Source organism: Streptomyces sp. NPDC091412 (assembly GCF_044756885.1).
Lineage (GTDB): Bacteria > Actinomycetota > Actinomycetes > Streptomycetales > Streptomycetaceae > Streptomyces.
The window spans coordinates 379,953-403,811 of sequence record NZ_JBIVTV010000006.1; the positions used below are offsets into that span (position 1 = coordinate 379,953).

A 23,859-nucleotide genomic window follows, 5' to 3' on the forward strand; every position below is an offset into this window, starting at 1 on the left:
GTCCCCTCCGACCTGCTTCGCAGCGCCCGGTTCGGCTTCGGTCGGTCCGGGCGCTGCGGTGTTTTCGCGGCCCGGGGCGCGGCGTGGGTCAGGCTGTGGTCCTTGGGGTTCTCCAGGTGGTCTGGAGGGCGGCGCCCACTTGGTCGGCCAGGGTGACGGCGACCAGGCGGGCCTCCAGCGGCGGGGTGTGACCGGGGGTCGGGCGGAGGAGGAAGCGGCCGTGGAAGTGGCCGCCGGCGAGGACGCGCAGTTCGATGTCCTGGTCGGGCATGCCGAGTCGGTCGACGTCCCACGTTCTGCGCCCGAGGGTGAGGGAGCCGTCGGATTCCAGGCGGGGGGCGTGGCCGAGCAGGGTGCCGTACTCGAAGCGGCAGCCGCTCAGGTGGAGCAGGCCGACGAGTTGCGCGCGCACGGCCTCCACCACCGCGTCGGGTGAGGTCGCCTCCCTGGCCAGCTGGGCCGCGTGGTGGATCTGGGCGAGGTAGTCGGCGTCGGTGATGGTGACGACTTCCAGGCGCCGGGCGCGGGCCGCCAGCTGGGAGATGGTCAGGGCGACGGCGAGCAGCACGACGGCGGTGGTGACGTCGGCGGTGCTCGTGATCGTGAGCCGCTGGTAGGGGACGGTGAAGAAGAAGTCGAACCAGACGGCCGCGGACACGGCGGCGAGGACTCCGGCCGTCCGGTTGCCGAGGGCCGCCGCCGCGACGACGACCACGACGAGGACGAGGGCGACGACGGTGTTGGCCAGGCCGGCGCGGAAGGGCAGCAGCACCGCGCTGACCGCGAGCGGTGCCACGAGGGCGGCGACGATCGCGAGGGGCCCTCTGACGAGGTGGACGGACATCGTGGGCACCTCCTGCCTGCCTCTTCCGGTGTAGCAGGACGAGAGTGACCTGGGACGACCTTTAACGCCTCTCTTGCGCCATATTCGGTGGTTTGCGCGGGATCCTGCCTCTGAGGTTCCGAAGGCGACGTGAGGGCGGTGGAGCCGTGGGCGCGAGGGCCGAGGACGCGGGTCGGCGGCGTACCGCCGGGCGGGCCGTGGGGAGACGGCAGGAGCGGGACCGGCTGACGGTGCCGCAGGGGCTGGCCGCGCTGTCCCTGGACGCGCTCGCCTCGGTGGCCTACGGGCCGGAGGCGATCGTGGTGGTGCTGGCGGTGGCCGGCAGCCAGGGCCTGGGTTTCACCCTGCCGGTCACGCTGGCGATCGTAGTGCTGCTGGCGGCGCTGACGTTCTCCTACCGGCAGGTGATCGCCGCGTTCCCGAACGGGGGCGGCGCGTACGCGGTCGCGGGGCGCCATCTGGGCCGGCGGCTCAGCCTGGTCGCCGCGGCCTCGCTGATCATCGACTATGTGCTGAACGTGGCGGTGTCGGTCTCCGCCGGCGTGGCCGCGCTCACCTCCGCCTTCCCCGCCCTGTACGGCGACCGGGTGCCGCTGTGCGTGATCGTGCTGGGGCTGATCACGGCGGTCAACCTCTACGGGGTCGCCGAGTCCGCCAAGGTGATGATCGCTCCCACCGTGGTGTTCGTCGCGGCGATCGCCGCCGTCGTCGTGGCCGGGCTGGTGCGCCGGACACCGGTGGTCCCGCCCGTCCATCCGACGGCCTCGGCCGTCTCCGCGGTCGGAGTCCTGCTGCTGATGCGGGCGTTCGCCTCGGGCTGCTCGGCACTCACCGGTGTGGAGGCCATCGCGAACGCCGTCCCCACCTTCCGCACCCCGAGGGCCCGGCGGGCGCAGCGCACCGAGGTCGCGCTCGGCGCGCTGCTCGGGGCCATGCTCATCGGGCTGTCGCTGCTCATCGGCAAGTTCCATGTCGCACCGAGCGGTACCAAGACCGTCCTGGCGCAGCTCACCGAGGCGTCCCTGGGCCACAACGCGGGCTTCTACGTGGTGCAGTTCGCCACCATGACGCTGCTCGCGCTCGCGGCCAACACCTCCTTCGGCGGCATGCCCGTCCTGGCCTCCCTGCTGGCCCGCGACAACCATCTGCCGCACGTCTTCGGGCTGCGCGCCGACCGGCAGGTCTACCGCTACGGCGTCGTCGTGCTCGCCGCCGCCGCCCTGGTCCTGCTGGTCGTGGCCGAGGGCGACACCCAGAAACTGGTGCCGGTCTTCGCCATCGGCGTGTTCATCGGGTTCACCCTCTCCCAGGCCGGCATGGTCCGGCACTGGCACCTGGACCGGGGCTCCGGATGGCGGTGGCGGGCGGCCGTCAACGGCCTCGGGGCACTGCTGACCTTCGCGGCCCTGGTCATCGAGCTGGTGTCGAAGTTCGGTGAGGGCGGCTGGCTGGTCTTCGCCGCGGTCGCGGTCCTGGTGGCCGTGTTCGAGTCGGTGCACCGCACGTACCGGCGTATCGGCGCGGCCCTGCACCTCGGCGAAGTCCCCGCACGGCCGGAGCCGTGCCACACGGTCGTCGTCGTTCCCGTCGGCGCCGTGAACCTGCTCACCAGCGAGGCCATCAGCGCCGCGCTGTCACTGGGCGACGAGGTCCGCGCCGTCACCGTCGTGCACCCCGAGGACCGTGACGCCCCCTCCGCCGACGAGGTCCACGCCGCCTGGAACGCCTGGCGGCCCGGTGTCCCCCTCACCGTGCTGCACAGCCGCACCCGTTCCCTGACCCGGCCCTTCGTCGACCATCTGCGCGCGCTGGCCGCCCAGGAGCGGCAGGACCGGATCGTGGTCCTCATCCCGGAGATGCACCTGCCCAGGCCCTGGCAGCGGCTTCTGCAGAACCAGCGCGGTGCCGTCCTGGACCGCGCCGTCCGCCGTCACACCGATGCCGTCATCTGCCGCCTCCGGTTCCGCATCCACCTCGGTCACTGACCCTCACCGGCCGGCGGCGGCCCTCCCGCTCCGCGTGCGCGGCTCCGCCACGGTGGGGCCCCGCCCGCGACCGGCGGGGTCGGTCACACTGGGAGCCAGTCCGCCGCCGAGAGAGAGGGCGTCGATGCCCCACCCGTACGTCCTGCTGTCCGCCGCCATCTCGCTCGACGGCTACCTGGACGACACCGGTCCCGAGCGCCTGCTGCTCTCCAGCCCCGCCGACTTCGACCGGGTCGACGAGGTGCGGGCGTCGGCCGACGCGATTTTGATCGGCGCCGGCACCCTGCGGGCCGACAACCCGCGGCTGCTGGTGAACTCCCCGGAGCGGCGGGCCGCCCGCCGTGCCGCAGGGAAGCCGGAGTACCCGCTGAAGGTCGCGGTCAGCGCCTCCGGCGAGCTGGACCCCGGGGCGCCCTTCTGGCACACCGGCGGCGAGAAGGTCCTCTACACGACCGACGAGGGCGCGCTGCGGCTGCGGCGTACGGGCCTGGCCGCCGATGTCGTGCCGCTGGGCGCCGAACTCGGCTGGCCCCGGCTGCTCGAGCACCTGCACGACGTGCGCGGGGTGCGCCGGCTCATGGTCGAGGGCGGCGGGACCATCCACACACAACTGCTCCAGCAGCAGCTCGCGGACGAGGTGCAGCTCGTGCTCGCCCCGCTGTTCGTGGGGGACACGGACGCGCCCCGGCTGTTCGGGCCCGGGACCTACCAGGGCGGGCGGCTGCGGCTGGTGGAGACGCGGACCATCGAGGACGTCGTCCTCGTGCGTTACGAGCCCACCGCTCCCGGCACCGCCGGCCGCGCCGTGCCCGCGGACCGGCACTGGCTCCGGCTCGCCTGCGCGCTGGCGGCCCAGTGCCCGCCGTCCCGGACCGCGTTCAGCGTGGGCGCCGTGGTGGTCGCCGCCGACGGGACCGAACTCGCCCGCGGGTACTCGCGGGAGGGCGGCGACCCGGTCGTGCACGCGGAGGAGGCGGCGCTGGCCAAGGTCGACCCGGCGGATCCGCGGCTGCCGGACGCCACGGTGTACAGCAGCCTGGAACCGTGCGCCCGCCGCGCCTCCCGGCCGCGTCCGTGCGCCCGGCTGATTCTGGACGCCGGGGTGCGACGGGTGGTGACGGCGTGGCGGGAGCCGGACACGTTCGTCGAGGGCGCCGACGGGACCGGGGTGCTGGTGGCGGGTGGCGCGGATGTCGTCGTGGTGCCGGAGTTCGAGGAGCGGGCCAGGGAGCCGAACCGTCATCTGCTCGGCTGAGCGGGGCCTCGCCGTACGCCCGGGAACCGTGTGACGGGCGGTGGAAGGTGAGGTGGGTGCGAGCAGCCTTCCGGATGGCATATACTGGTGACACAACGACGCGGGGTGGAGCAGCTCGGTAGCTCGCTGGGCTCATAACCCAGAGGTCGCAGGTTCAAATCCTGTCCCCGCTACTGAAGGCTCAGGGCCGGAATCCGATCAATGGATTCCGGCCCTGAGTGTTTCCCGGACACACGGCTCTCCTTCGAGATGCGGTCAACTCGCCCGGTTTTCGGTGGTCATGGACCGTAAGGTCGCGCCGGAAGGTTTAGCGATCAAGCCGAACGGCTTGGAATCCGAGCCCCGAGTCTATTAACGTTCGATAACGCAGCACGGTCGTCCCAGCCGTCACAAGAGGCGGCTCCGTGCGCGCACGCCGAATCCCGCAAGGGAACCGGGGAACCACCAACTTGGGGTGAATCGCGCGTAACCGCCGTGTACGCATGGCTTGTTTACGCGCGTAGGAGACCTTCCCGCTCCGAACCCGTCAGCTAACCCGGTAGGCGAGACGGAAGGAAAGGAGTGCGCCTTCGTGGCGTCCAACCCGCCTGCCCCGGAAGCCCCGTTCGCGCCGAGCCGGCAGCACGGAGAGACCTTCGGCTACGACAGCCGCCGCGCCGACGAGGGCCCCTGGGAGGAGTGGAACCCCACCGCGGAGTCCATCCGTCCCGTGCGCGGCCGGCACCGTGTCGCCAAGCAGCGCGGCGGCGGACTCGCCCGCAGCTCCACCGTTCTCGGTGTCGGCGTCATCGCCGCCGTCGGCGCGGGCGGCATGGCGAGCGCCAACAGCGGCAAGCCGCCGGTGTCCATCTCGCTGCCCGACCTGCCCTCCGTGGGCTCCCTGTTCGACGACTCCTCCAACGCCGCCCCCGTGGGCTCGGCGACGGCGCTCAGCGGCGTCGGCGTGACCGCCGCCGAGGCCGAGGAGGGCACCTCGGACGCCGGCGAGGTGCTGCGCAACCGGATCATGGCGCAGGCCGAGCAGCAGCAGGTCCAGATCGAGGCCAAGGCCCAGGCTGATGCCGAGGCCGCCGTCGCCAAGAAGGCCGCCCAGGAGGCGGCGAAGGCGCGGGAGACGGCCGAGGCCAAGGCCGCCGCCGAGAAGAAGAAGGCGGAGGAGGAGGCCAAGCGGAAGGCCGAGGAGGCCGCGCGGAAGGCCGAGGAGGCCCGGCTGGCCGAGCTGGCCAAGCAGTACGCGCTGCCCACCTCCTCGTACACGCTCACCTCCACCTTCGGCCAGGCCGGTTCCATGTGGTCCTCCGGCTACCACACCGGCCTCGACTTCGCCGCGCCCACGGGCACCCTGCTCAAGGCGATCCACACCGGCACCATCACCGAGGCCGGCTGGGCCGGCTCCTACGGCTACCGCACGATCCTCACCCTCGAGGACGGCACCGAGCTGTGGTACTGCCACCAGTCGTCGATCAGCGTCAGCGTCGGCCAGAAGGTCAGCACGGGCGACGTGATCGGCCGCGTGGGCGCCACCGGCAACGTCACCGGGCCCCACCTCCACCTGGAGGTCCACCCGGGCGGCGAGTCCACCGGAGTCGACCCGCTGGCGTGGCTGCGCGGCAAGGGCATCAACCCCTGACGAACATGGACCGGTCTCACCCTTGACGAGCCTGTGAGACCGGTTTGCGCAACCTTTGCGGCCGGATGCGGCCCGGTCCGGAATGGGCCGCTCCGGCGCGGTTGTTGATGTTGGACATGACTTCTCTACGCAAACTGGGTTCGTCCGATCTCGAGGTCTTCCCGCTCGCCCTCGGCGGCAACGTCTTCGGCTGGACCGCCGACCAGGAGCAGTCCTTCGCCGTCCTCGACGCCTACACGGCCGCCGGAGGCAACTTCGTCGACACCGCCGACTCCTACTCCGCGTGGGTGGAGGGCAACCAGGGCGGCGAGTCCGAGACGATCATCGGCAAGTGGATCAAGGAGCGCGGCAACCGCTCCGATGTCGTCATCGCCACCAAGGTCAGCCAGCACCCCGACTACCGGGGTCTGAGCGCCGCCAACATCAAGGCCGCGGCCGACGCCTCCCTCAGGCGCCTGGGCACGGACCACATCGACCTGTACTACACGCACTTCGACCAGCCGGAAGTCCCCGTCGAGGAGATCATCGGCGCGCTCGACGAGCTGGTCAGGGCGGGCAAGGTGCGGCACATCGCCGCCTCCAACATCTCCGCCGAGCGACTCCAGGAGTCCCTGGACTTCTCCGACCGCGAGGGCCTGGCCCGCTACGTGGCGCTCCAGCCGCACTACAACCTGGTCTCGCGCGACACCTACGAGGGCGGGCTGGAGAACGTCGCCGAGCGGTCCGGCCTGGCCGCCGTTCCGTACTACGCGCTCGCCTCCGGCTTCCTGACCGGCAAGTACCGGCCCGGTGCGACGGTGGACAGCGCGCGGGCGCAGGGCGCGGCCAAGCACCTCGAGACCGAGCGCGGCCAGAAGGTCCTCACGGCCCTGGACGAGGTCGCCCGGGCCCATGACGCCGAGGTCGCCACGGTGGCCCTGGCGTGGCTCGCCGCGCAGCCGACGGTGACCGCCCCGATCGCCTCGGCGCGGACGGTGGAGCAGCTCCCGGCACTGCTCGGGGTCGCGGAGCTGCGGCTGACGGAGGAGGAGCTCGGGAAGCTGACGCGGGCATCGGCGTAACGCCCGTCCCCCGGGCCGCTACGGCTGGGTCCGGTATGGGTTGTACGAGGGATACGGCGCCGCCGGTCCGTACGACCCGTACCCCAGCGGCCGCGGGTGCACCCCGTACACCCCGTAGCCCGGCCAGGCCGGCGCGGCCATGGGCGTCGTCATCCTGGCCGCGTGGTCCAGCGCGGGCTGCGCCACCTCCCGCCTGCGCCACAGCTCGTGCAGCAGCTCCCGCTCCCGTACGGCGAAGTCGGCGCCGGTCCGCCCCCGACGCCCGCGGTGCCGGAGGAACGCCAGCGAGGTCGCGTACGCCTCGTACTGGGCGACCGTGCGCGCCGCCGTCCTGCCGAGGTGGCGCCGGGCGTGGTCGCGGGCCAGTCTGCGCGCCCGCATGGAGGCCAGGGCGAACGGTTCGGCCGGGGTGAGCCATCCGGCGGCGGTGTACGCGGGCAGCTCCTCGCGCACGGTCCTCAGCTCGCGCTGCCGGGTCCAGACGACCAGCCAGGTCAGCAGCCCGAACGCGGGCACCATGAAGGCGGCGTACACCGCGAAGAAGCCGTACTCGCCGAAGGTCGCCGAGCCGTTCCACAGGGCGTGCATGCCCATCGCGAGCAGCAGCCCGGCCGGCGGCGGCAGCAGGCGGCGCAGGCGGCGGTTCCCGGACATCGCGGCGATGCCGAAGCCGATGCCGGTGAGCACGGTGAACATCGGGTGCGCGAACGGCGACATGATGACGCGGACGAAGAAGGTCGCCGCGGTGACGGAGGCGATGCCCCGGTCACCGGTGAGCTGGTCGGTGCCGAAGGCGTTGCCGAGGTAGAGGATGTTCTCGGTGAACGCGAAGCCGGTCGCGGTCACCCCGGCGATGACGACCCCGTCGACGATGCCGGTGAAGTCGCGTCTGCGGAAGAGGAAGACCAGCAGGACGGCGGCGGCCTTCGCGGACTCCTCCACGACCGGCGCTATCACGGTCGCGCCCAGGGTGTCCGCGCCCGCGGGATCGGCGGTCGCCGTGGCGATCCAGTGGGTGGCGAAGCTGTTGGCGACGATCGCGATCAGGGCCGCCGCGCAGGCACCCCAGGCGAAGGAGAACACCAGGTTCCGCCAGGGGCCGGGCTCGACCCGGTCCAGCCAGCGGAAGGCGGCCGTCAGCAGCGGTACGGGCAGCACCGCGAGCCCGAGCCCGACGAGGAACCCCTCGGTGCCGGTCTGCCGGCGCACGAGAGCGAGGATGACCAGCCCGGAGAGGGCGAGCAGGGTGACGAGGGCGCCGTACCTGACCCATCGCCGCTGCCACCAGTGCGCGTGGCGGGACGTGCCGCCGGGAGCGCCGGGAGGTGTCGGGTACGGGGGGCAGGTGACCACGGCATCGGCCCTCACGAGGTCACCTGGGCACGCGGCGGAAGAGCAGATCGTTCACCACATGACCCTTCTCCAGTCCCTGGCCCTCGAAACGGGTCAGCGGCCGGAAGCCGGGACGTGGCGCGAAACCGCCGTCGGCCTGGGTGTTCTCGAAGTCCGGGTGTGCCGTCAGCACGTCGAGCATCTGCTGCGCGTACGGCTCCCAGTCCGTCGCGCAGTGCACGACCGCTCCGGGCCTGAGCCGGGCGGCGGCCAGCGTCAGGAACTCCGGCTGGATCAGCCGCCGCTTGTGGTGCCGCTTCTTCGGCCAGGGGTCGGGGAAGTAGACGCGCAGCCCGTCGAGGCTGTCGGGGGCGAGCATCTCGCGCAGCAGGATGATGGCGTCGCCGTTGCCGACGCGGACGTTGCCGAGTCCGTGCCGGTCGGCGAGGCTCAGCAGGTTGCCCTGGCCCGGGGTGTGCACGTCGACGGCGAGGATGTTGGTGTCCGGGTCCTCGGCCGCCATCCGGGCGGTGGCCTCGCCCATCCCGAAGCCGATCTCCAGCACGACCGGGCGCGTGTTCCCGAACAGCTCGGCGAGGTCGATCACCCGCTGCCCGTCGATGTCCAGCCCCCAGGCCGGCCACAGCCGCTGCAACGCGTCCGCCTGTCCCGCGGTCACCCGGCTCCGGCGCGGCTGGAAGCTGCGGATCCGCCGCTCGAAGTGCGAGCCGGCCGGATCGGCCTTGGGCCCGTCGGGGAAGCGCGGCTCCCCCTTGGCCCGGGTGTGCCGCACGGACACGCCGGGCGTGTGCCGGGGCAGCTCACCGGGGGCGGGAGCCTGGGGGGTGTTCAGCGAGTCAGTCACAGTGGGAACGATTTTACGTGGGGCCGGCACGAACCAGCCCTCAAGGATGACGGGACCCGGTGCGCCCTTCATGCCGATGCCAGGACGGCGAGGGCCCTCCTCGCCACCTCGCGCCCGATCGGCAGCGAGGCGGTCGCCGCGGGACTGGGCGCGTTGAGCACGTGCACCGTCCGGGCGCCCTCCTGGATCAGGAAGTCGTCCACCAGCGTGCCGTCCCGCAGGACGGCCTGCGCCCGCACCCCGGCGGCGGCCGGCACCAGGTCCTCCTCCCGCACCCCCGGCATCAGCCGGCGCACCGCCTGCGTGAAGGCGCCCTTCGACACCGACTGCCGCAGCTCCCCGGCCCCGTACCGCCAGTGCCGGCGGGCGATCCGCCACGACCCGGGCCAGCCCAGCGTCCCCGCCAGCTCCCGCGGCCGTACGACCCCCCATCCGTAGCCCTCGCGGGCCAGCGCCGGCACCGCGTTGGGCCCGATGTGCACACCGCCGTCGACCCCGCGGGTGAGATGTACGCCGAGGAAGGGGAACGCCGGGTCGGGCACCGGATACACCAGTCCCCGCACCAGCTCCGGCCGTGCCAGCTCGTAGTACTCCCCGCGGAACGGCACGATCCGCACCCCGGGCTCGTCCCCGGTCAGCCGCGCCACCTCGTCGCAGTACAGCCCCGCGCAGTTGACCAGCACGCGCGCGCGGACGACGTCACCGCGCTCCGTCAGGACGGCCGCCCCCAGCTCCGGGCGCCGGTCCACCCGCACCACCCGGGCCCCGTACCGGATCTCCGCGCCGGACGCCTCCGCCAGCTGCCGGGCCACCGCCGTGAAGTCGCAGATCCCCGTCGTCCCCACGTGGATCGCGGCCAGTCCGCGGATCTCCGGCTCGTACTCCTCGATCTGCGCGGGGCCCAGCTCGCGCACCGGAATGCCGTTCTCCCGGCCGCGCTGCACCAGTGCGTGCAGCCGGGGCAGCTCCTCCCGCCCGGTCGCCACGATCAGCTTGCCGGTCACCTCGTGCGCGATGCCGTACTCCGCGCAGAACTTGACCATCTCGGCGGCGCCCCCCGCCGCGTACCGCGCCTTCAGCGAGCCCGGCCGGTAGTAGATCCCGCTGTGGATCACCCCGCTGTTGCGTCCCGTCTGGTGCCGGGCCGGGCCCTGCTCCTTCTCCAGCACGGTCACGCGTGTGCCCGGCGCGGCGCGCGTGATCGCGTACGCCGTCGACAGGCCGACGATGCCACCTCCGATCACCAGCACGTCGCAGTCGTAAGCGATGTCCGGCCGCACCTGCTCCACCTCCCGCCTCGATAGTGCACTGCGCCACTGACAATGCCCTCGAACCGGCGGGACCGCGCGGCCGGGGTGCCCGGCCGGGCGGGGTTCAGGCCGGGGTCATCAGCAGCGGGCGGGCCCGCTCGCGCAGCTCGACCACGCGCGGCTCGTCGCGGTAGGGCTCGAGCCGGTGCAGGAGGTCCTTGACGTACTCCGTGGTGCGCGCGGAGGAGATCCGCCCGGCGACCTCCACGGCCCGCACGCCCTGCTCGCAGGCCGCGTCCAGATTGCCGGACTCCAGTTCGGCGACGGCCGAGACGACCAGTCTGAGGCCGTGCGAGCGGACGAATTCCTCCGTCGGCTTGGACAGCGCCTGTTCGGTGAAGCGGCGGACCTGGCGGGGTGCCTTCAGGTCCCGGTAGCACTCGGCGGCGTCGGCGGCGAACCGGTCGTAGCCGTAGAAGCCGAGCCAGGACGGGTCGTTGTCCCCGTCACGGGAACGCTCCAGCCAGCCCTCGGCCGCCTTCAGGGCGGCGCCGGCCGCCTGGGCGTCGCCCGCGCGCGCGTGGGCGCGTGCCTCGACGAGCCGGAAGAAGCTCATGGTGCGGGCCGTGGCCAGGCCCCGGTTGCGCTCCAGGGCGGCCTGCGCGAGGTCGACGCCCTCGTCGCCGAAGCCGCGGTAGGTCGCCTGGAGGGACATGGAGGCCAGGACGTAGCCCCCGAGGGGCACGTCGGCGGCGGCACGGGCCAGGCGCAGCGCCTGGATGTAGTAGCGCTGTGCGGCCTCCTGCTGGCCGGTGTCGAAGGCCATCCAGCCGGCGAGCCGGGTCAGTTCGGCCGAGGCGCCGAACAGCGCCCTGCCGACCTCGTCGGAGTACGAGGCGAGCAGCAGCGGCGCCGCCTCCACGCGTAAGCACTCCGGCACCATCGACGAACGCCAGTCGCCGCCTCCGTACTTGGAGTCCCAGCGCCTGGCGTCCTCGGCGGCCTCCCGCAGCTTCCGCACATCGCTGTGGCCGACTTTGATCGGTGCGCCGGAGGCCTCCGCAGGGCCCGCCTCGCGCGCCACCGAACTGTCGGCCGGGGTTATCAGCCAGCGCGAGGCGGGCGTTGCGTATGCGCTCACTGCGAACGATCCGGCGAGCGACTGCCAGATGCCGCCGGAACCGGCCCGGCGGCCGGCGAGGTCGAGCCGGTACAGCTCCGTCGCCGACTTCACCGCCTGGCCCACGTCCCTGGGGAAGGCGAGGCCCACTTCGGGTGCGGGATCCGCGTCCGCCAGGCCGATCTCGTGGAGCGGCACCGGGCGGCCGAGCTTCTGCCCGATGGCGGCCGCGATGAGGTGCGGCGCCGCACCCTGCGGCACCATCCCCTTCGAAACCCAGCGCGCCACCGAGGTCTTGTCGTAGCGAAGTGTCAACCCGCGCTGGGCGCCGAGGTCGTTGACGCGCCGCGCGAGTCCTGCGTTGCTGATTCCCGCGAGGGCGAGAACGGCGCCGAGCTTTTCGTTCGGCCCGCGTTGCTCCCTGGACATGCGCCACCCCTCGACACAGACGGCTGCCGCGCTGGCATAACCACGCGGCATTCGTAAACCCAGCGTAGTTCGCCGCATCCCAAGCGTTAAGGGGCATTCTTCCGGATGGCGGGATTGTGGCCCGCACGGAAGTGCGGTCCCTGCACGCAGGGTTGCGGCGTGCCCCCGATGTGTGGCCGTGCGCCCGTCCGTGCGCTCTTCTCCGGCCACCGGGGGAGCGGTTCCATGGTCCCGCGTGGGTCGGCCCGCTGTACTGGATCCAGTGGGCTGGGGGACACCGCCGCCTTCATCCCCGCGGGTGGCGGAACGGTCCGGGGGGCGAACTCCGCCTCCCGGACCGCGTGTTGTCTGCGCGGCGCGCAGAGCGAGTACGGAGCGTGCGCACACGTGTCCCCATGGCGCGGAATTGGCCGAAAATCGATCCCGCTTCCCAGCGCCGACTACGGCTCCCACCACGGTACTTGAGGGCGCGAAGGGTGTTGCGGGGAGCGCATCAGGGGGCGCATTCGAGTCGCGGAAGCCTTGCGCGGTACGGGCGTTCGCCAGCACCACTGCAGGCGCACGGGGGCGTGTGCGGTGCACCGAAGGCGGCTCCGCCTCCCCTCCGGCGCGCCTCCTTCGTGGCAGCATGGTGACCCGGTTCGTTGCGGTGCACTGGGTGCCCACAGGCGGTGGAGGCTTCGATGCGGTGGTTGGTGGGATGGAGCAGCACCGCCGCGGGCGTCACCGGACTCGGCTCCGCCGGTGCCACCGGACAGGACGGCCAGACCCTGCACCCGGTGGGCTCCCAGCTCCTGTGGGGCGACCCCGACCCGCTGTGGGCGGTCGGCGACTGGCGTCCGGACGAGGTCCGCGTGGTGCAGGCCGACGCCCGGACCAGGATCGCGGTGCTCGGCATCTGCGGGGCCTCCGACGAACAGCTGCGGGTCGGCCTGTTCGCCGCGCGCGGGGGCGCGCTCAGGCATCTGACGGCCTGGCCGGGAAGCTACACCGCCGTCGTGCAGGTGGGCCGCCGCATCACCGTCTGCGGCGATCTCGCCGGAGCCCGCCCGGTGTTCCACACCCCGTGGGCCGGCGGCACGGCGTACGCGACGGCCGCGCTGCCGCTGGCCGACCTCATCGAGGCCAACCTCGACTTCGGGCACCTGGCCGCCCTGCTGGCCGCCCCCGACGTACCGGCCGCGCTGGACGACTCCACGCCCTACGAGGGCGTACGGCGCATCCCGCCGGGGCACGCGCTGATCCTGCGGGCGGGGGCGCGTGAGGTCGCCGGGTACGAGCCGGTCGCCTCGCTCGCGGTGGCCGCACCGCCGGCCGACCCGGACAGCGCGGTCGACGCGGTGCGCGACGCGCTGGTGGAAGCCGTCCGCGCCCGGCTGTCCGCGCCCCGGCACGTGCCCGACATCGACCCCGGCCCGGTGCCCGGCATGGGCCCCGCCGAACGTCGCGCGGCCCGCGGGATGCCGGTGCCGGGCATCGGGGCCGATCTGTCCGGCGGACCGGCCTCGGGCACGCTCGCGTTGCTGGCCGCCGGGCTTCCGGGCCGGCCGGGCACCCTCCTGGGCCACGGCACGGGAGCGGGGGAGCGCCTGCTCGCGGTCACCTTCAACGACCTGACGGCCGACGGGCGCGAGGCCGAACTGGAACGCGCCGGGACGCTCGCGGCCAACCCCCGCCTGCACCACGTGGTGGTGACCGGCGGCGAGGACGTGCTGCCCTACGCCGAGCTGGACGGCCCCCTCACCGACGAACCCGGCCCGTCCCTGATCGCGGCGGCACGGCACCGCGCACGGCTCGCCGCGGGCAGCGCGGACCACTTCACCGGCCACGGCGCCCGGCAGGTCCTGGACGCCCACCCGGCGCGCCTGGCCGACCTGCTGATGGACCGCAAGCGCCGCCACCTGGTCCGGCCCGTCGCCGCGCTCGCCAAGGCCGACGGATCGGTCATGGTCCCCGCGCGCGTGTACGGCGCGGCGCGGCGGCTGGCGCGGACGCCCTACAGCACGGGACTCGACCTGCTCGCCGAACGGCTGATGCACCGCCGCTTCGACGAGCCCGGGGGCACCGTCGGGGCGTCACTGGCCGCACTCACCTGGGCGAGACCCGGGCCGGCGGCCCGGTGGCTGACCGGAGAGGCACTGGCTGAAGTATCGGTTCGCCTGCAAGGGGCGACGATCCGCTCGGGGGTGGGGCCCGGGCAGCGGCCGGGCGACTACCGCGCGCGTGCCGCCCTCGCCCGGCAGGCGGCGGACCTGCGGGTGCTGGAGCAGGCGGCCGAGGTCCGCTCCCAGCGGCTGCACACACCCTTCCTGGACAACCAGGTCGTCCGTGCCTGCCGGGCCCTGCCCGAGGCCCTGCGGGTGCAGCCGGGCGCCCGTGCGGTGATCCTGCGCACGGTCCTCCAGGGCGCCGGGGTGGGCGACCTGCCACGCGGCTGGGGCGCCCCCTCGCACGCCTCGGCCGCGGCGGCGTCCCGCACCGGCCTGCGCGTGGCCGTGAACGACCTGGTGGACCTGTTCGCCACCCCCCTGCTCGCCGAGGCCGGCCTGGTGGAGGCGCGTGTGGTCCGCAAGGCCCTGCGCGCGGCGGCGCAGGGCGAGCCGCTGCCGCTGGACGGCCTGGCGGAGCTGGTGTCCCTGGAGCTGTGGCTGCGGCGCCTGCTGTCCCGCCGCGGCACCTGCTGGACCGGCACACCCGCGCGTGCCCGCGCGGTACCTGCGGGCATCGCCCCGCAGCGGGGCGCGCTGGCCTCCGGCGGCCGGCCGAGCCCTAGCGGCAGGTGAACCCGGACTCGGCCCAGTCCGCGAGGGCCACGGTGTCGAAGGCGCTGTGCGGCTCGACGACCAGCCGTACGGTCCGGTGGCCGGCGAGGCTCACATGGACGGGGACAGCCGGGTCGCCGCCCGCGATCGTCCCCGAGTTCCACACGCGGACGCCGTCGGCGTACACCGAGAAGGAGACCCGGCCGAGCCCGGCCGTCAGATCGTCGACGCCGACCACGGCGTCGTAGGCGGAGCACTCCCGGTTGAGGTCGATGGTGACGGAGGACTCGCCGTGCACGGTCACCCCGTGCGCGTACCGCTTGCCGGCGATCCACAGGCTGTGGCGCTGCCACACCCAACTGCTCGCGCCGAGCCGCATCTCGGGGCGGGTGCCGTCTCCGGTGATGTCGTACCTCAGCTCGTTCCACGGGTAGACCACCGGCGCGGGCGGAGGAGTCGGCGTCGGCGGGGGAGTCGGCGTCGGCGGGGGAGTCGGCGTGGGGGTGGGCGCGGGCTCCTTGGCCGGGGTGGGCGCGGGCTCCTTGGCCGGGGCGGGCGTCGGCGACGGTGACGGCTCGGGTGCCGGTGTGGGGACGACGGCGGGGGGCGGCGTCGCCGCGGCGGGAAGCACCGGAGGCTCGACGCCCGGTGTCGGCTTCGGCTTCGGTGCGGGCCTCGGCGGCTCGGGCTTCGGCTTCGGTGCCGGCCCCGGCGGCTCCGGCGTCGGGGCCGGTGCGGGCGCAGGAGGGGGCGCCGGTGTCGGCGGCTGCGGCTCGACGACCGGGACGGACGCGGCGGGCCGCGCCTCCGGCTTCCCGGCCGGGGCCTCCTCGCCGACCAGCGCGAGCGCGACCGCCGCGGCGGCCACGGCGACCACACCGGCCGCGATCCCCGCCTTGATCGGCGCGCCCAGCCCCTCCGAGGCCGCCGCGCCGCCGCCACCGGAGGCACCCCCGGACGCGGTACTCGCGGCCCCTGCCGCGCCCGCCGCGCCCGCGCCGCCGGCGACGATGCCCAGCGCCTTGGCGTACCCGGCGGCGCCGAACCAGCCGATGACGGCGACCGGGACCACGGCGGGGATGCCGCCGGCGACCTCCGCGATCTGCGTGGCCGCCAGCCGGCACTTGGCGCACTCCTCCAGGTGCTTGCGCAGCCCCCGCTCGGCACGGGTGCGCAGCTTGCCGCGGGCGTAGCCGCCGAGTTGGTCGGCGTATCGGGCGCACTCCTCGTCGGCGGTGAGGGCGGCACTGACATGGGCCTGGAGGTAGGCCTGCCGCAGACCCTCCCGGGCCCGGCTGGCCAGCACCCGCGTGCCGTTGGCGTCCAGCCCGAAGAGCGTGGCGACCGCGCTCGGCGACTCGTCCTCGACCTCCGTGTGCCACAGCACGGCCTGCCACCGCTCGGGCAGCGAGCGGAAGGCCCGCATGGCCATCGACTGCTCGGCCCGGTGCATCGCGCGCACGTCGGCGCCGGGGTCCAGGCCCGCTCCGAAGGAGCCGGTGGACGCGGCGTCCTCCGCCGGCTCCGCGGCCCGCCCCGCCTGCGCGGCGAACACGGCGAAGTCGTCGACCAGTTGCTCGCGCCGGGCGGTGCTGGCCCACCGCGCGGCGACCCGCCGGACGGTGGTGAGCAGATAGGCGCGTACGGCGTGCTCGGGGCCGGAGCCGCCGCGCACCGCCTGGAGCACCCGGGCGAACACCTCGGCGGTCAGGTCGTCGGCGGTGTGGGAGTCCCGGCAGCACGTGCGCGCGTACCGGCGTACGGCGTCGGCGTGGCGCCGGTACAGCTCCTCGTACGCGCTGTCGTCGCCCGCGCGCACCCGCCCGATCAGCTCGGCGTCCGACGGCGGCAGGTCCGCCGAGAGCACAGGCTCCGCGGCGGACGGCGGCTCGCCCGCCTCGAGCCGCTCGCGCTGCGCCGGTACGCCGCCGTGTGCCGGGGAGCCGCCCTGGACCGGTACGCCGCCCCGTGCCCGGGGGCCTCCCTCGGCCCGCCCGGTGCCGCGCGGAACCCCGGACGGTCCGCCCTGGGCCGGCACCTGCGGAGAATCCGGCCCGGCCGTCCGCGACCCGCCGTCACCGACGCCGTCATCACGCCCGTCAACGCTCATCGCGCAAACGCCCCCGTAGCCGGCCAGACCGTCCCGATCACCGGGTCAGACTGCCACACCGGCCACCGCCGGGCCCCGGCGGCAGGGATCCTCCACCCGTCCGTGGGGCCCGGTCGTAGCCGGGTACCGTCCTCACCCGTAAGAGGACGGCCCGCCGGACACGTCTCACGCGAGGGACACGGCTCACGCGGGCCGCGAGCGCAACCCCTCCAGCAGGATGTCCAGCAGCCGGGCCGAAGCAGCCGCCTGCTGCGCCGCGTCCGGCAGCGAGGGCGCCGCCGTCGCGATGACCAGCAGCACGTCCGACACCGACACGTCCGGCCGCAGTTCGCCCGCCGCGCGCGCCCGCTCCACGAGCCGGCCCACGACCTCCAGCAGCGCCGCCGCCCCCGCGTCGTCCTCCACCGCGCCGGACTTGGGCGCCGCCCCGTCGGCGACGAGCCTGAGCTCCCCGGAGCCCGGCTGGGCGCGCTGCTGCGGCACCCGGGGGTCGGCCCGGTCCTCGGTGACCGAGACCCGCAGCACCTGCGGCGGCAGCAGCCGCCCGGCGCCGGAGGCCACCGACGTCCGCAGGAAGCGGGAGAGCGCCGACCACGGCTCGTCCTCCTGGCCGAGCGCGGCCCGCGCCTGGTCGGCCAGCCGGGAGGTCTCCTCCTCGGCTATCCGCCGCACCAGGACGTCCTTGCTCGGGAAACGCCGGTACACCGTGCCGACGCCGACCCGGGCGCGCCGCGCCACGTCCTCCATCGGCGCGCCGTACCCCAGTTCGCCGAAGACCTCGCGGGCCGCCCGCAGCACGTGCTCGAGGTTGCGCTGTGCGTCCACGCGCAGCGGCGCCGTCCGGCCCGTCCGGGGCTCGTCCCCGTGCGCGTTGCCCGCCGCAGCGCCCATCGCCCCGCCACCGGGTGCCATGGCGGACGCGGTGGACCAATGAGTGCCCTGAATGTGCATATGTGATCCCCCGGTAATGACGTCTCCCCCCGGAGACTCTCCCCGTCCCTGATTCCGGAGTGCGCGGAACGGGATCACGCACGATCGGGCCCGCCCCCGAGAGCCGGTGGTACTCGGCGGGCTCGCTCGGATCACATCCCCCACACCCCGTCGACACACGAACATAGTTGAGAGGGAGTCAATTCAGAAGGGGCAGGTTCCGCACAGAGCGCCCCCCGATCGGAGTACGAGCCGCATACGTCCGTATTGCGCCCCCTTCCGTCTCCCGGCGAACACCCACTGACCTGCGCCCTTTCCTCGCACGTCGATAATTCGGCCAACCCCGCGCCGCTCCGGCCGACGGTCACACAATTGGTCGGGGCTGTGGACAAACGAGAGCGTCGGGTGCGTCATGGGATGGTGAAGGAACGTGCGCGCATTCTCGTTGTCGGCGGCGGCTACGTCGGGATGTACACGGCCCTGCGCCTGCAGCGGCGGTTGAAACAGGAGCTCAGTCGGGGCGAGGCGGAGATCACGGTGGTCACGCCCGATCCCTATATGACGTATCAGCCCTTCCTGCCCGAGGCCGCGGCCGGCGCGATCTCCCCCCGGCACGTCGTCGTCCCGCTGCGCCGCGTACTCGACCGGTGCCGCATCATCGTCGGCGAGGCCACCTCCATCGACCACGCGCACCGCACCGCGACCCTCACCACCCTCGCCACGGAGGAGACCGGCGGCACCGAGAAGCTGACGTACGACGAACTCGTCCTCGCCCCGGGATCCGTCTCGCGCACCCTGCCCATCCCCGGCCTGATCGACTACGGCATCGGCTTCAAGACCGTCGAAGAGGCCATCGGCCTGCGCAACCACGTCATCGAGCAGATGGACATCGCCTCCTCCACCCGCGACCCCGCGATCCGCGACGCGGCCCTCACCTTCGTCTTCGTCGGCGGCGGGTACGCGGGCGTGGAGGCGCTCGGCGAACTGGAGGACATGGCCCGCTACGCCGCCCGCTACTACCACAACGTCAAGCCCGAGGACATGAAGTGGATCCTCGTCGAGGCCTCGGACCGCATCCTGCCCGAGGTCGGCGAGGAGATGGGCCGCTACACGGTCACCGAACTGCGCCGCCGCAACATCCAGGTCCTCCTGCGGACGCGCCTCGAATCGTGCGCCGACCGGATCGCCGTCCTCAGCGACGGACAGCGCTTCCCGACCCGTACGGTCGTGTGGACCGCGGGCGTCAAACCGCACCCGATCCTCGCCGCCAGCGACCTGCCGCTGAACGACCGCGGGCGCCTGAAGTGCACCGCGCAGCTGACCGTCGAGGGTGTCGAGCACGCCTGGGCCGCGGGCGACGCCGCCGCCGTCCCCGACGTCACCACCGGCGAACCGGGCAGCCTGACCGCCCCCAACGCCCAGCACGCGGTCCGTCAGGCCAGGCTCCTGGGCGACAACATCAGCCACTTCCTGCGCGGCGAGCCCCTGGAGACGTACGCGCACACGTACGCCGGCTCGGTCGCCTCACTCGGACTGCACAAGGGCGTCGCGCAGGTCTACGGGCGCAAACTGAAGGGCTACCCCGCCTGGTTCATGCACCGCGCCTACCACCTCAGCCGGGTGCCCACGGTCAACCGCAAGACCCGGGTGCTCGCCGAATGGATGCTGGCGGGACTCTTCAAACGGGAGATCGTCTCCCTGGGTTCACTCGAACATCCCCGGGCGGAGTTCGAACTCGCGGCCGGTGGAAAACATCCTCTCGACCCGAACATCAACCCGAAAGGGTCGTCCTGACCGGACCGGGGAACTCCGCCGCACGCCCCGGCGTCCAACGGATGTCGGCGCGGTCGGCCACACCACCCAACCGGCCCGCGGCCGAGGACGGGCAGTCGCCCGCCCGGCACGGATGACGCATTCCCGCTGTGCCGCACCCCCGGGACAGTAAGAATGTGCGGTCACCGCCGCGCGGCCCCTGACCCCCGGCCGGGCCCGGAGCTGGCCTGAGACGACGACACGAGGCAAGGATTCGTGAACTTCACGCGCTGGAGCGCCCGGCTCCCCGGAATCAACGGAACGCAGCGCCGCACGGCGGCTCGGCCCGATCTCGCGACCGTCCCGGACCGGCGGGCGGACGGCACCGTACCCCCGGCCCGCGCCGAACAACTGACCGACGAGACGGTGCCGGTGCCCGCCGTCGACGAACTCCCCGCACGCGAGGTCCTCGACCGCGTCCCGGCCCTCGTCGCCCTCGTCCACGGCACCGACCACCGCATCGCCTACGTCAACGACGCCTACGCGGCGGCCTTCGGCGTACGCCCGCTCGGCGGACCCGCCCGCGAGGCCCTGCCCGAACTGCGCGAACTGGGGCTGCTCCCGCTCCTGGACCAGGTGCTGCGCAGTGGCAGGCCCCGCACCCTGAAGTCCCGCAAGGCACCCGACGGCCGCTCGTACACGTTCACGTGCACACCGGTCGCCGAACCGAAGGACGACGGCCGCGGCGTTCTGGTCTTCGCCACCGACGTCACCGACCACGCCGACGCCGCCGAACGCCTGCGCGCCAGCGAGCGCCGGCAGCGCGAGACCGCCGTCACCCTCCAGCGCTCGCTCCTGCCCCAGGTGCTGGAGCAGCCCGACGACCTGCGCATCGCCGCCACCTACCGGCCGGGCGGCACGGAGGCCGCGGTCGGCGGCGACTGGTACGACGTCATCACCCTCGGCGGCGGCCGCACGGCACTGGTCATCGGCGACGTGATGGGCAGAGGGGTGCGCGCGGCCGCGGTCATGGGCCAACTGCGCACCGCAGTCCGTGCCTACGCCCGCATGGACCTGCCCCCGCACGAGGTCCTGCAACTCCTGGACGGCCTCGCCGCGGACATCGACGCCAACCAGATCGCCACCTGCGTGTACGCCGTCCACGACCCCAACGAGGGCCGGCTGGTGTACGCCTCCGCCGGGCACCTGCCGATCCTGGTCCGCGACGAGAACGGCACCGTGCTGCGCGCCGACGAACCCACCGGCCCGCCGCTCGGCACCGGCGGCTGGGTGCACGCCTCCGGCTCGGTCCCGCTGAGCCCCGGCTCCACGGCGGTCCTCTACACCGACGGCCTGGTGGAACGCCGCGACGAGGACCTCGACGAGGGGATCGCCGCGCTGGAACGCGCGCTCGCCGGCGCCACCGGCTCCCCGCAGGTGGTCTGCGACCGCCTGGTCCGCTCGGCCGGTGTGCAGGCCGACCACGACGACGACGTGGCCGTCCTCGTCCTCCAGCACCCCGCCCGCACCGGCCCGGACGGCGAACTCTTCCGCAACGCCGCACTGGAACTGCTCGGCGGAGTGGAAGCGGCCCCGCGCGCGCGTGCGTTCGCCTCCGGCGTCCTCGCCAGCTGGCGCTTCCCGCCCGATCTGCACGACCTGGGCGTCCTCGCCGCCAGCGAACTGGTCGCCAACTCCCTCCAGCACGGCACCCCGCCCATGCGACTGCGGCTCCGGCGCACCGACCGCCGCCTCATCGTCGAAGTCACCGACGGCGACGACCACCTCCCCAGGCGCCGCCGCGCCGACCCGGGCGACGAGTCGGGCCGCGGCATCGCCATCATCGCCACCATCGCCACCAACTGGGGTTCACGCAGAACCCCGGGCGGCGGCAAGGCGGTGTGGTGCGAGTTCACCCTGCCGGAGACGGCGGGCCGGCGGGGCCGGCGCTGAGGCGAACCGTCCGCCGGGCAGCGGGGGTCCGGGGCGCGGCCCCACGACCGGCCGGCGGGCGCGGGCTCAGGCCTCCGCGCCCACCGGCTCCGCGGCCACGCCGCCCCGAGCGACCACCCGGCTCCGAGCGGCCCACGGATGGTCCTGCGCGGGGCTGAGCCCCCGCCCCAGCCGCAGCGCCAGGACGGTGATCAGGAGCGAGAACAACAGGAACGTCACCACGTACGGCCCCGGCAGCGAGGCCGCCAGCGGCCCGCCCGCGGCCGGGCCGAGCGCCAGCGCGAGCTGCTTCACCAGGGCGAAGGCCGAGTTGTACTGCCCAGCCATCCCCTCCGGAGCGAGGTCCGCCACCAGCGGCGCGACCGTCGGCGACAGCATCGCCTCACCGAGCCCGAACAGGGCGTACGTCGAGATGAACGCGGCCGTGGCCATCGCCCGGCTGCCGTGCCCGAGTCCCGCGTACGCCGCCGCGGCCCACGCCACGGCCCAGATCAGCCCCACGGCCGCGATCATGCGCGACCGCCGCCGCCGCTCCACGAACTTCAGCACGGCGAACTGCGCCACCACGATCATCAGCGTGTTCGCGGCGAGCGCCGTCCCCAGCGTCGACGTGGCCATGCCCGCTGCCTCCACGCCGTACGCGCTCAGGCCCGACTCGAACTGCCCGTAGCAGGCGAAGAACAGTACGAAGCCCAGCACGCACAGCTGCACCATCGCCCGGTTCCCGACGAGCTGCCTCCAGCCGTCCCCCGCCGGCTGTCCGGCCCGCGCCGAGCCGTCGGGGAGCCGCGGCGAGTGCGGCATCCGCACCGTCGACATCAGCACGACCAGCAGCAGGAACACCGCCGCCTCGATCGCGAACAGCAGTGTGAAGGAGGAGACCCGGGTGGTGTCGACGAGGTGCCCACCGATGAGACCGCCGACGCCCAGCCCGAGGTTCTGGAGGAAGAACTGCATCGCGAACGCCCGCGACCGCGTCTCCGCGGTCGAGCAGTCCACGATCATCGTCGCCAGCGCCGGCTGCATCACGGCCTGCCCCGCGCCGAGCGCCGCCGCCGACAGCAATACGGTTTCGGCTCCGCCCGCCAGCCCCAGGCTCAGGGCGCCGAGCGCGGCCGTGACCAGGGCGGCGAGCAGGACCGGCAGCGGGCCGCGCCGCACGATCGCCCGGCCGGCGAACGGCAGCACGATCAGCGCGGCCACGGCGAAGACGGCGAGGACGATCCCCGCCGTCATGGCTCCCAGACCCCGCACCTGCGCCACATAGACGTACAGGTAGGGAACGGTGAAGCCGAGCCCGAACGCGCTGAGTGCGTTGCCCACGTGGATCCGGCGCATCGCTGCGCCCATCGCCCTGGTCACGTTCACCCTCTCTTAAGCAGGTAGCAAGTAGTGGACATGGGTGCTTGAAGTGGTCAGTAGTTAGTACCGAAGACTTCGAAGCTAAAGTTAGAAGCTAAACAGTACACCTGGAAGGACTTCAACGCCAAGCAGTTCCGTGCCATACTGCGGGCATGGGCGACAACCCCGGCGGCACCGACGGCATCGGCACTGAGCCTGCGCTCGAAGAGCAGATCGCCGCCTACCAGCGCGAGTTCCAGGACCTCGACCCCCAGGTCGAGCAGATCGTCTCCGCGCTGTCCCGGCTCAACCGGCGGATGAACGTGGCCTACGGCCGGCAGACCGCCGCGCTCGGCATCAGCAACGCCGACTGGGAGGTGCTGAAGGCCCTCGTCCTCTCCGGCGCCCCCTACCGCCTGGGCCCGAGCGACCTCGCCAAGCGCCTCGGCCTCACCCCGGCCGCGATGACCCACCGCATCGACCGGATGGTGGCCGAGGGTCTGGTCGACAGGGAGCGCGACGAGGCCAACCGCGTCCGGGTCATCGTGGAGCTGACGTCCGAGGGCCGCGAGAAGTGGCTCGAGGTCATGCGGCTGGCCACGGTCTTCGAGGGTGACCTCCTCCAGGACCTGTCCCCGGCCGAGCGCACGGCCCTCGGTGAGGTCCTGACCCGGATCCTGCGCCGTGTCGAGCACGCCCAGCCGGACGCCGGCGGCCGGCTCTCCGACCTCGACTGAAAACCCCGGCGGGGACGCTTGACAGTCGCCTGCCGGATCCGTAATGTTCTCCGGGTTGCCGCGGAGCCGTAAGGGTTCCTCGTCGACACCTCCGCCGCATGAGCGGCACTCAAACCACCAGCACGATCTCCCATCCGGGATTGTTTTCGGCGTGCCCGAATTCAATTCGAGTGGGACTTGTCGATCTTGATTCGGCGCCCCGAGGGCCCGATTGGGAATCGCCGAGAGGATCCGCTAAGGTTTGAGACGTCGGAACGGCCCAACGGCCGCGAAGACAAACCCCGCTGACTGGGGGTCAGGCCGAGAAAGGATCTGATAGAGTCGGGACCGCCGGAAAGGGAAACGCGAAAGCGAAAACCTGGAAAGCGCCGAGGAAATCGGATCGGAAAGATCTGATAGAGTCGGAAACACCGAAGGGAAGCCCGGAGGAAAGCCCGAGAGGGTGAGTACAAAGGAAGCGACCGTTCCTTGAGAACTCAACAGCGTGCCAAAAATCAACGCCA

General features: G+C 73.3%; 16 protein-coding genes, 1 tRNA gene and 1 riboswitch. Of the genes, 9 read left to right on the forward strand and 8 right to left on the reverse strand.

Annotated features, from left to right (window positions below):
* Window positions 1-88: 88 nt before the first annotated feature.
* Complete coding sequence (locus ACIQMV_RS18945; RefSeq protein ID WP_402593975.1) at window positions 89-844, reverse strand: DUF4118 domain-containing protein; 756 nt, start codon at window positions 842-844, stop codon at window positions 89-91.
* 197 nt (window positions 845-1,041) lie between these two features.
* Here ACIQMV_RS18945 and ACIQMV_RS18950 point away from each other — a divergent pair, with 197 nt between their 5' ends.
* The 5 genes from ACIQMV_RS18950 (at window position 1,042) to ACIQMV_RS18970 (ending at window position 6,775) form a co-directional block, all read left to right on the forward strand.
* Window positions 1,042-2,829, forward strand: coding sequence for an APC family permease (locus tag ACIQMV_RS18950; protein ID WP_402593977.1), 1,788 nt, complete (start codon window positions 1,042-1,044; stop codon window positions 2,827-2,829).
* Window positions 2,830-2,953: 124 nt separating this feature from the next.
* The gene (locus ACIQMV_RS18955; RefSeq protein WP_402593979.1) at window positions 2,954-4,084 is read left to right on the forward strand and encodes a dihydrofolate reductase family protein; all 1,131 of its coding nucleotides are present in this window, start codon (window positions 2,954-2,956) and stop codon (window positions 4,082-4,084) included.
* A 99-nt stretch (window positions 4,085-4,183) separates the two neighbouring features.
* Window positions 4,184-4,257 (forward strand) — tRNA-Met (locus tag ACIQMV_RS18960).
* A gap of 230 nt (window positions 4,258-4,487) precedes the next feature.
* A riboswitch (cyclic di-AMP (ydaO/yuaA leader) is annotated at window positions 4,488-4,644 on the forward strand.
* An 11-nt stretch (window positions 4,645-4,655) separates the two neighbouring features.
* Window positions 4,656-5,714 carry a M23 family metallopeptidase gene (locus ACIQMV_RS18965; protein WP_402593981.1) on the forward strand — a complete coding sequence of 353 codons (1,059 nt, stop codon included), beginning with the start codon at window positions 4,656-4,658 and terminating at the stop codon, window positions 5,712-5,714.
* A 116-nt stretch (window positions 5,715-5,830) separates the two neighbouring features.
* Window positions 5,831-6,775 carry an aldo/keto reductase gene (locus ACIQMV_RS18970; RefSeq protein WP_402593983.1) on the forward strand — a complete coding sequence of 315 codons (945 nt, stop codon included), beginning with the start codon at window positions 5,831-5,833 and terminating at the stop codon, window positions 6,773-6,775.
* 18 nt (window positions 6,776-6,793) lie between these two features.
* On the opposite strand, the gene ACIQMV_RS18975 is transcribed toward ACIQMV_RS18970, so the two are convergent.
* The 4 genes from ACIQMV_RS18975 to ACIQMV_RS18990 form a co-directional block, all read right to left on the reverse strand.
* The gene (locus tag ACIQMV_RS18975; RefSeq protein ID WP_402594012.1) at window positions 6,794-8,128 is read right to left on the reverse strand and encodes a PrsW family intramembrane metalloprotease; all 1,335 of its coding nucleotides are present in this window, start codon (window positions 8,126-8,128) and stop codon (window positions 6,794-6,796) included.
* Between the two features lie 19 nt (window positions 8,129-8,147).
* A complete protein-coding gene (trmB, locus tag ACIQMV_RS18980; RefSeq protein ID WP_141360014.1) occupies window positions 8,148-8,972 on the reverse strand; it encodes a tRNA (guanosine(46)-N7)-methyltransferase TrmB in 825 nt (274 codons plus the stop codon).
* Between the two features lie 68 nt (window positions 8,973-9,040).
* A complete protein-coding gene (gene lhgO / locus ACIQMV_RS18985) occupies window positions 9,041-10,261 on the reverse strand; it encodes an L-2-hydroxyglutarate oxidase (protein ID WP_402593985.1) in 1,221 nt (406 codons plus the stop codon).
* Window positions 10,262-10,346: 85 nt separating this feature from the next.
* Complete coding sequence (locus tag ACIQMV_RS18990) at window positions 10,347-11,771, reverse strand: MFS transporter (RefSeq protein ID WP_398229075.1); 1,425 nt, start codon at window positions 11,769-11,771, stop codon at window positions 10,347-10,349.
* Window positions 11,772-12,454: 683 nt separating this feature from the next.
* Here ACIQMV_RS18990 and ACIQMV_RS18995 point away from each other — a divergent pair.
* Complete coding sequence (locus ACIQMV_RS18995) at window positions 12,455-14,554, forward strand: asparagine synthase-related protein (protein ID WP_402593988.1); 2,100 nt, start codon at window positions 12,455-12,457, stop codon at window positions 14,552-14,554.
* Here ACIQMV_RS18995 and ACIQMV_RS19000 read toward each other — a convergent pair.
* Both ACIQMV_RS19000 and ACIQMV_RS19005 read right to left on the reverse strand, forming a co-directional pair.
* Complete coding sequence (locus ACIQMV_RS19000; protein WP_402593990.1) at window positions 14,541-16,643, reverse strand: sigma-70 family RNA polymerase sigma factor; 2,103 nt, start codon at window positions 16,641-16,643, stop codon at window positions 14,541-14,543. The two genes, ACIQMV_RS18995 and ACIQMV_RS19000, sit on opposite strands and share 14 nt — an antisense overlap.
* Before the next feature lie 183 nt (window positions 16,644-16,826).
* The gene (locus ACIQMV_RS19005; RefSeq protein ID WP_402593992.1) at window positions 16,827-17,594 is read right to left on the reverse strand and encodes a TetR/AcrR family transcriptional regulator; all 768 of its coding nucleotides are present in this window, start codon (window positions 17,592-17,594) and stop codon (window positions 16,827-16,829) included.
* A gap of 396 nt (window positions 17,595-17,990) precedes the next feature.
* Between ACIQMV_RS19005 and ACIQMV_RS19010 the strand changes: the two genes are divergently transcribed.
* Complete coding sequence (locus ACIQMV_RS19010; protein WP_402593994.1) at window positions 17,991-19,367, forward strand: NAD(P)/FAD-dependent oxidoreductase; 1,377 nt, start codon at window positions 17,991-17,993, stop codon at window positions 19,365-19,367.
* 234 nt (window positions 19,368-19,601) lie between these two features.
* On the forward strand, window positions 19,602-21,278 hold the full coding sequence (locus tag ACIQMV_RS19015; RefSeq protein WP_141360021.1) for a SpoIIE family protein phosphatase: 1,677 nt from the start codon (window positions 19,602-19,604) through the stop codon (window positions 21,276-21,278).
* Between the two features lie 66 nt (window positions 21,279-21,344).
* Here ACIQMV_RS19015 and ACIQMV_RS19020 read toward each other — a convergent pair whose 3' ends face one another.
* On the reverse strand, window positions 21,345-22,616 hold the full coding sequence (locus tag ACIQMV_RS19020; RefSeq protein ID WP_402594013.1) for an MFS transporter: 1,272 nt from the start codon (window positions 22,614-22,616) through the stop codon (window positions 21,345-21,347).
* Window positions 22,617-22,792: 176 nt separating this feature from the next.
* On the opposite strand from ACIQMV_RS19020, the gene ACIQMV_RS19025 reads away from it, so the two are divergent.
* Entirely contained in the window at window positions 22,793-23,356 is a 564-nt protein-coding gene (locus ACIQMV_RS19025; RefSeq protein WP_402593996.1) for a MarR family winged helix-turn-helix transcriptional regulator, read from the forward strand.
* Window positions 23,357-23,859: the final 503 nt, after the last annotated feature.

Bases quoted from the DNA above. Each gene is read 5' to 3' on its own strand.
- ACIQMV_RS19020 (WP_402594013.1), bottom strand. From the start codon at position 22,616: ATGCGCCGGATCCACGTGGGCAACGCACTCAGCGCGTTCGGGCTCGGC.
- ACIQMV_RS18970 (WP_402593983.1), top strand. From the start codon at position 5,831: ATGACTTCTCTACGCAAACTGGGTTCGTCCGATCTCGAGGTCTTCCCG.
- ACIQMV_RS18955 (WP_402593979.1), top strand. From the start codon at position 2,954: ATGCCCCACCCGTACGTCCTGCTGTCCGCCGCCATCTCGCTCGACGGC.
- ACIQMV_RS19010 (WP_402593994.1), top strand. From the start codon at position 17,991: ATGGTGAAGGAACGTGCGCGCATTCTCGTTGTCGGCGGCGGCTACGTC.
- ACIQMV_RS19005 (WP_402593992.1), bottom strand. From the start codon at position 17,594: ATGCACATTCAGGGCACTCATTGGTCCACCGCGTCCGCCATGGCACCC.
- ACIQMV_RS18990 (WP_398229075.1), bottom strand. From the start codon at position 11,771: ATGTCCAGGGAGCAACGCGGGCCGAACGAAAAGCTCGGCGCCGTTCTC.
- ACIQMV_RS18995 (WP_402593988.1), top strand. From the start codon at position 12,455: ATGCGGTGGTTGGTGGGATGGAGCAGCACCGCCGCGGGCGTCACCGGA.
- ACIQMV_RS19000 (WP_402593990.1), bottom strand. From the start codon at position 16,643: ATGAGCGTTGACGGGCGTGATGACGGCGTCGGTGACGGCGGGTCGCGG.
- ACIQMV_RS18945 (WP_402593975.1), bottom strand. From the start codon at position 844: ATGTCCGTCCACCTCGTCAGAGGGCCCCTCGCGATCGTCGCCGCCCTC.
- ACIQMV_RS19025 (WP_402593996.1), top strand. From the start codon at position 22,793: ATGGGCGACAACCCCGGCGGCACCGACGGCATCGGCACTGAGCCTGCG.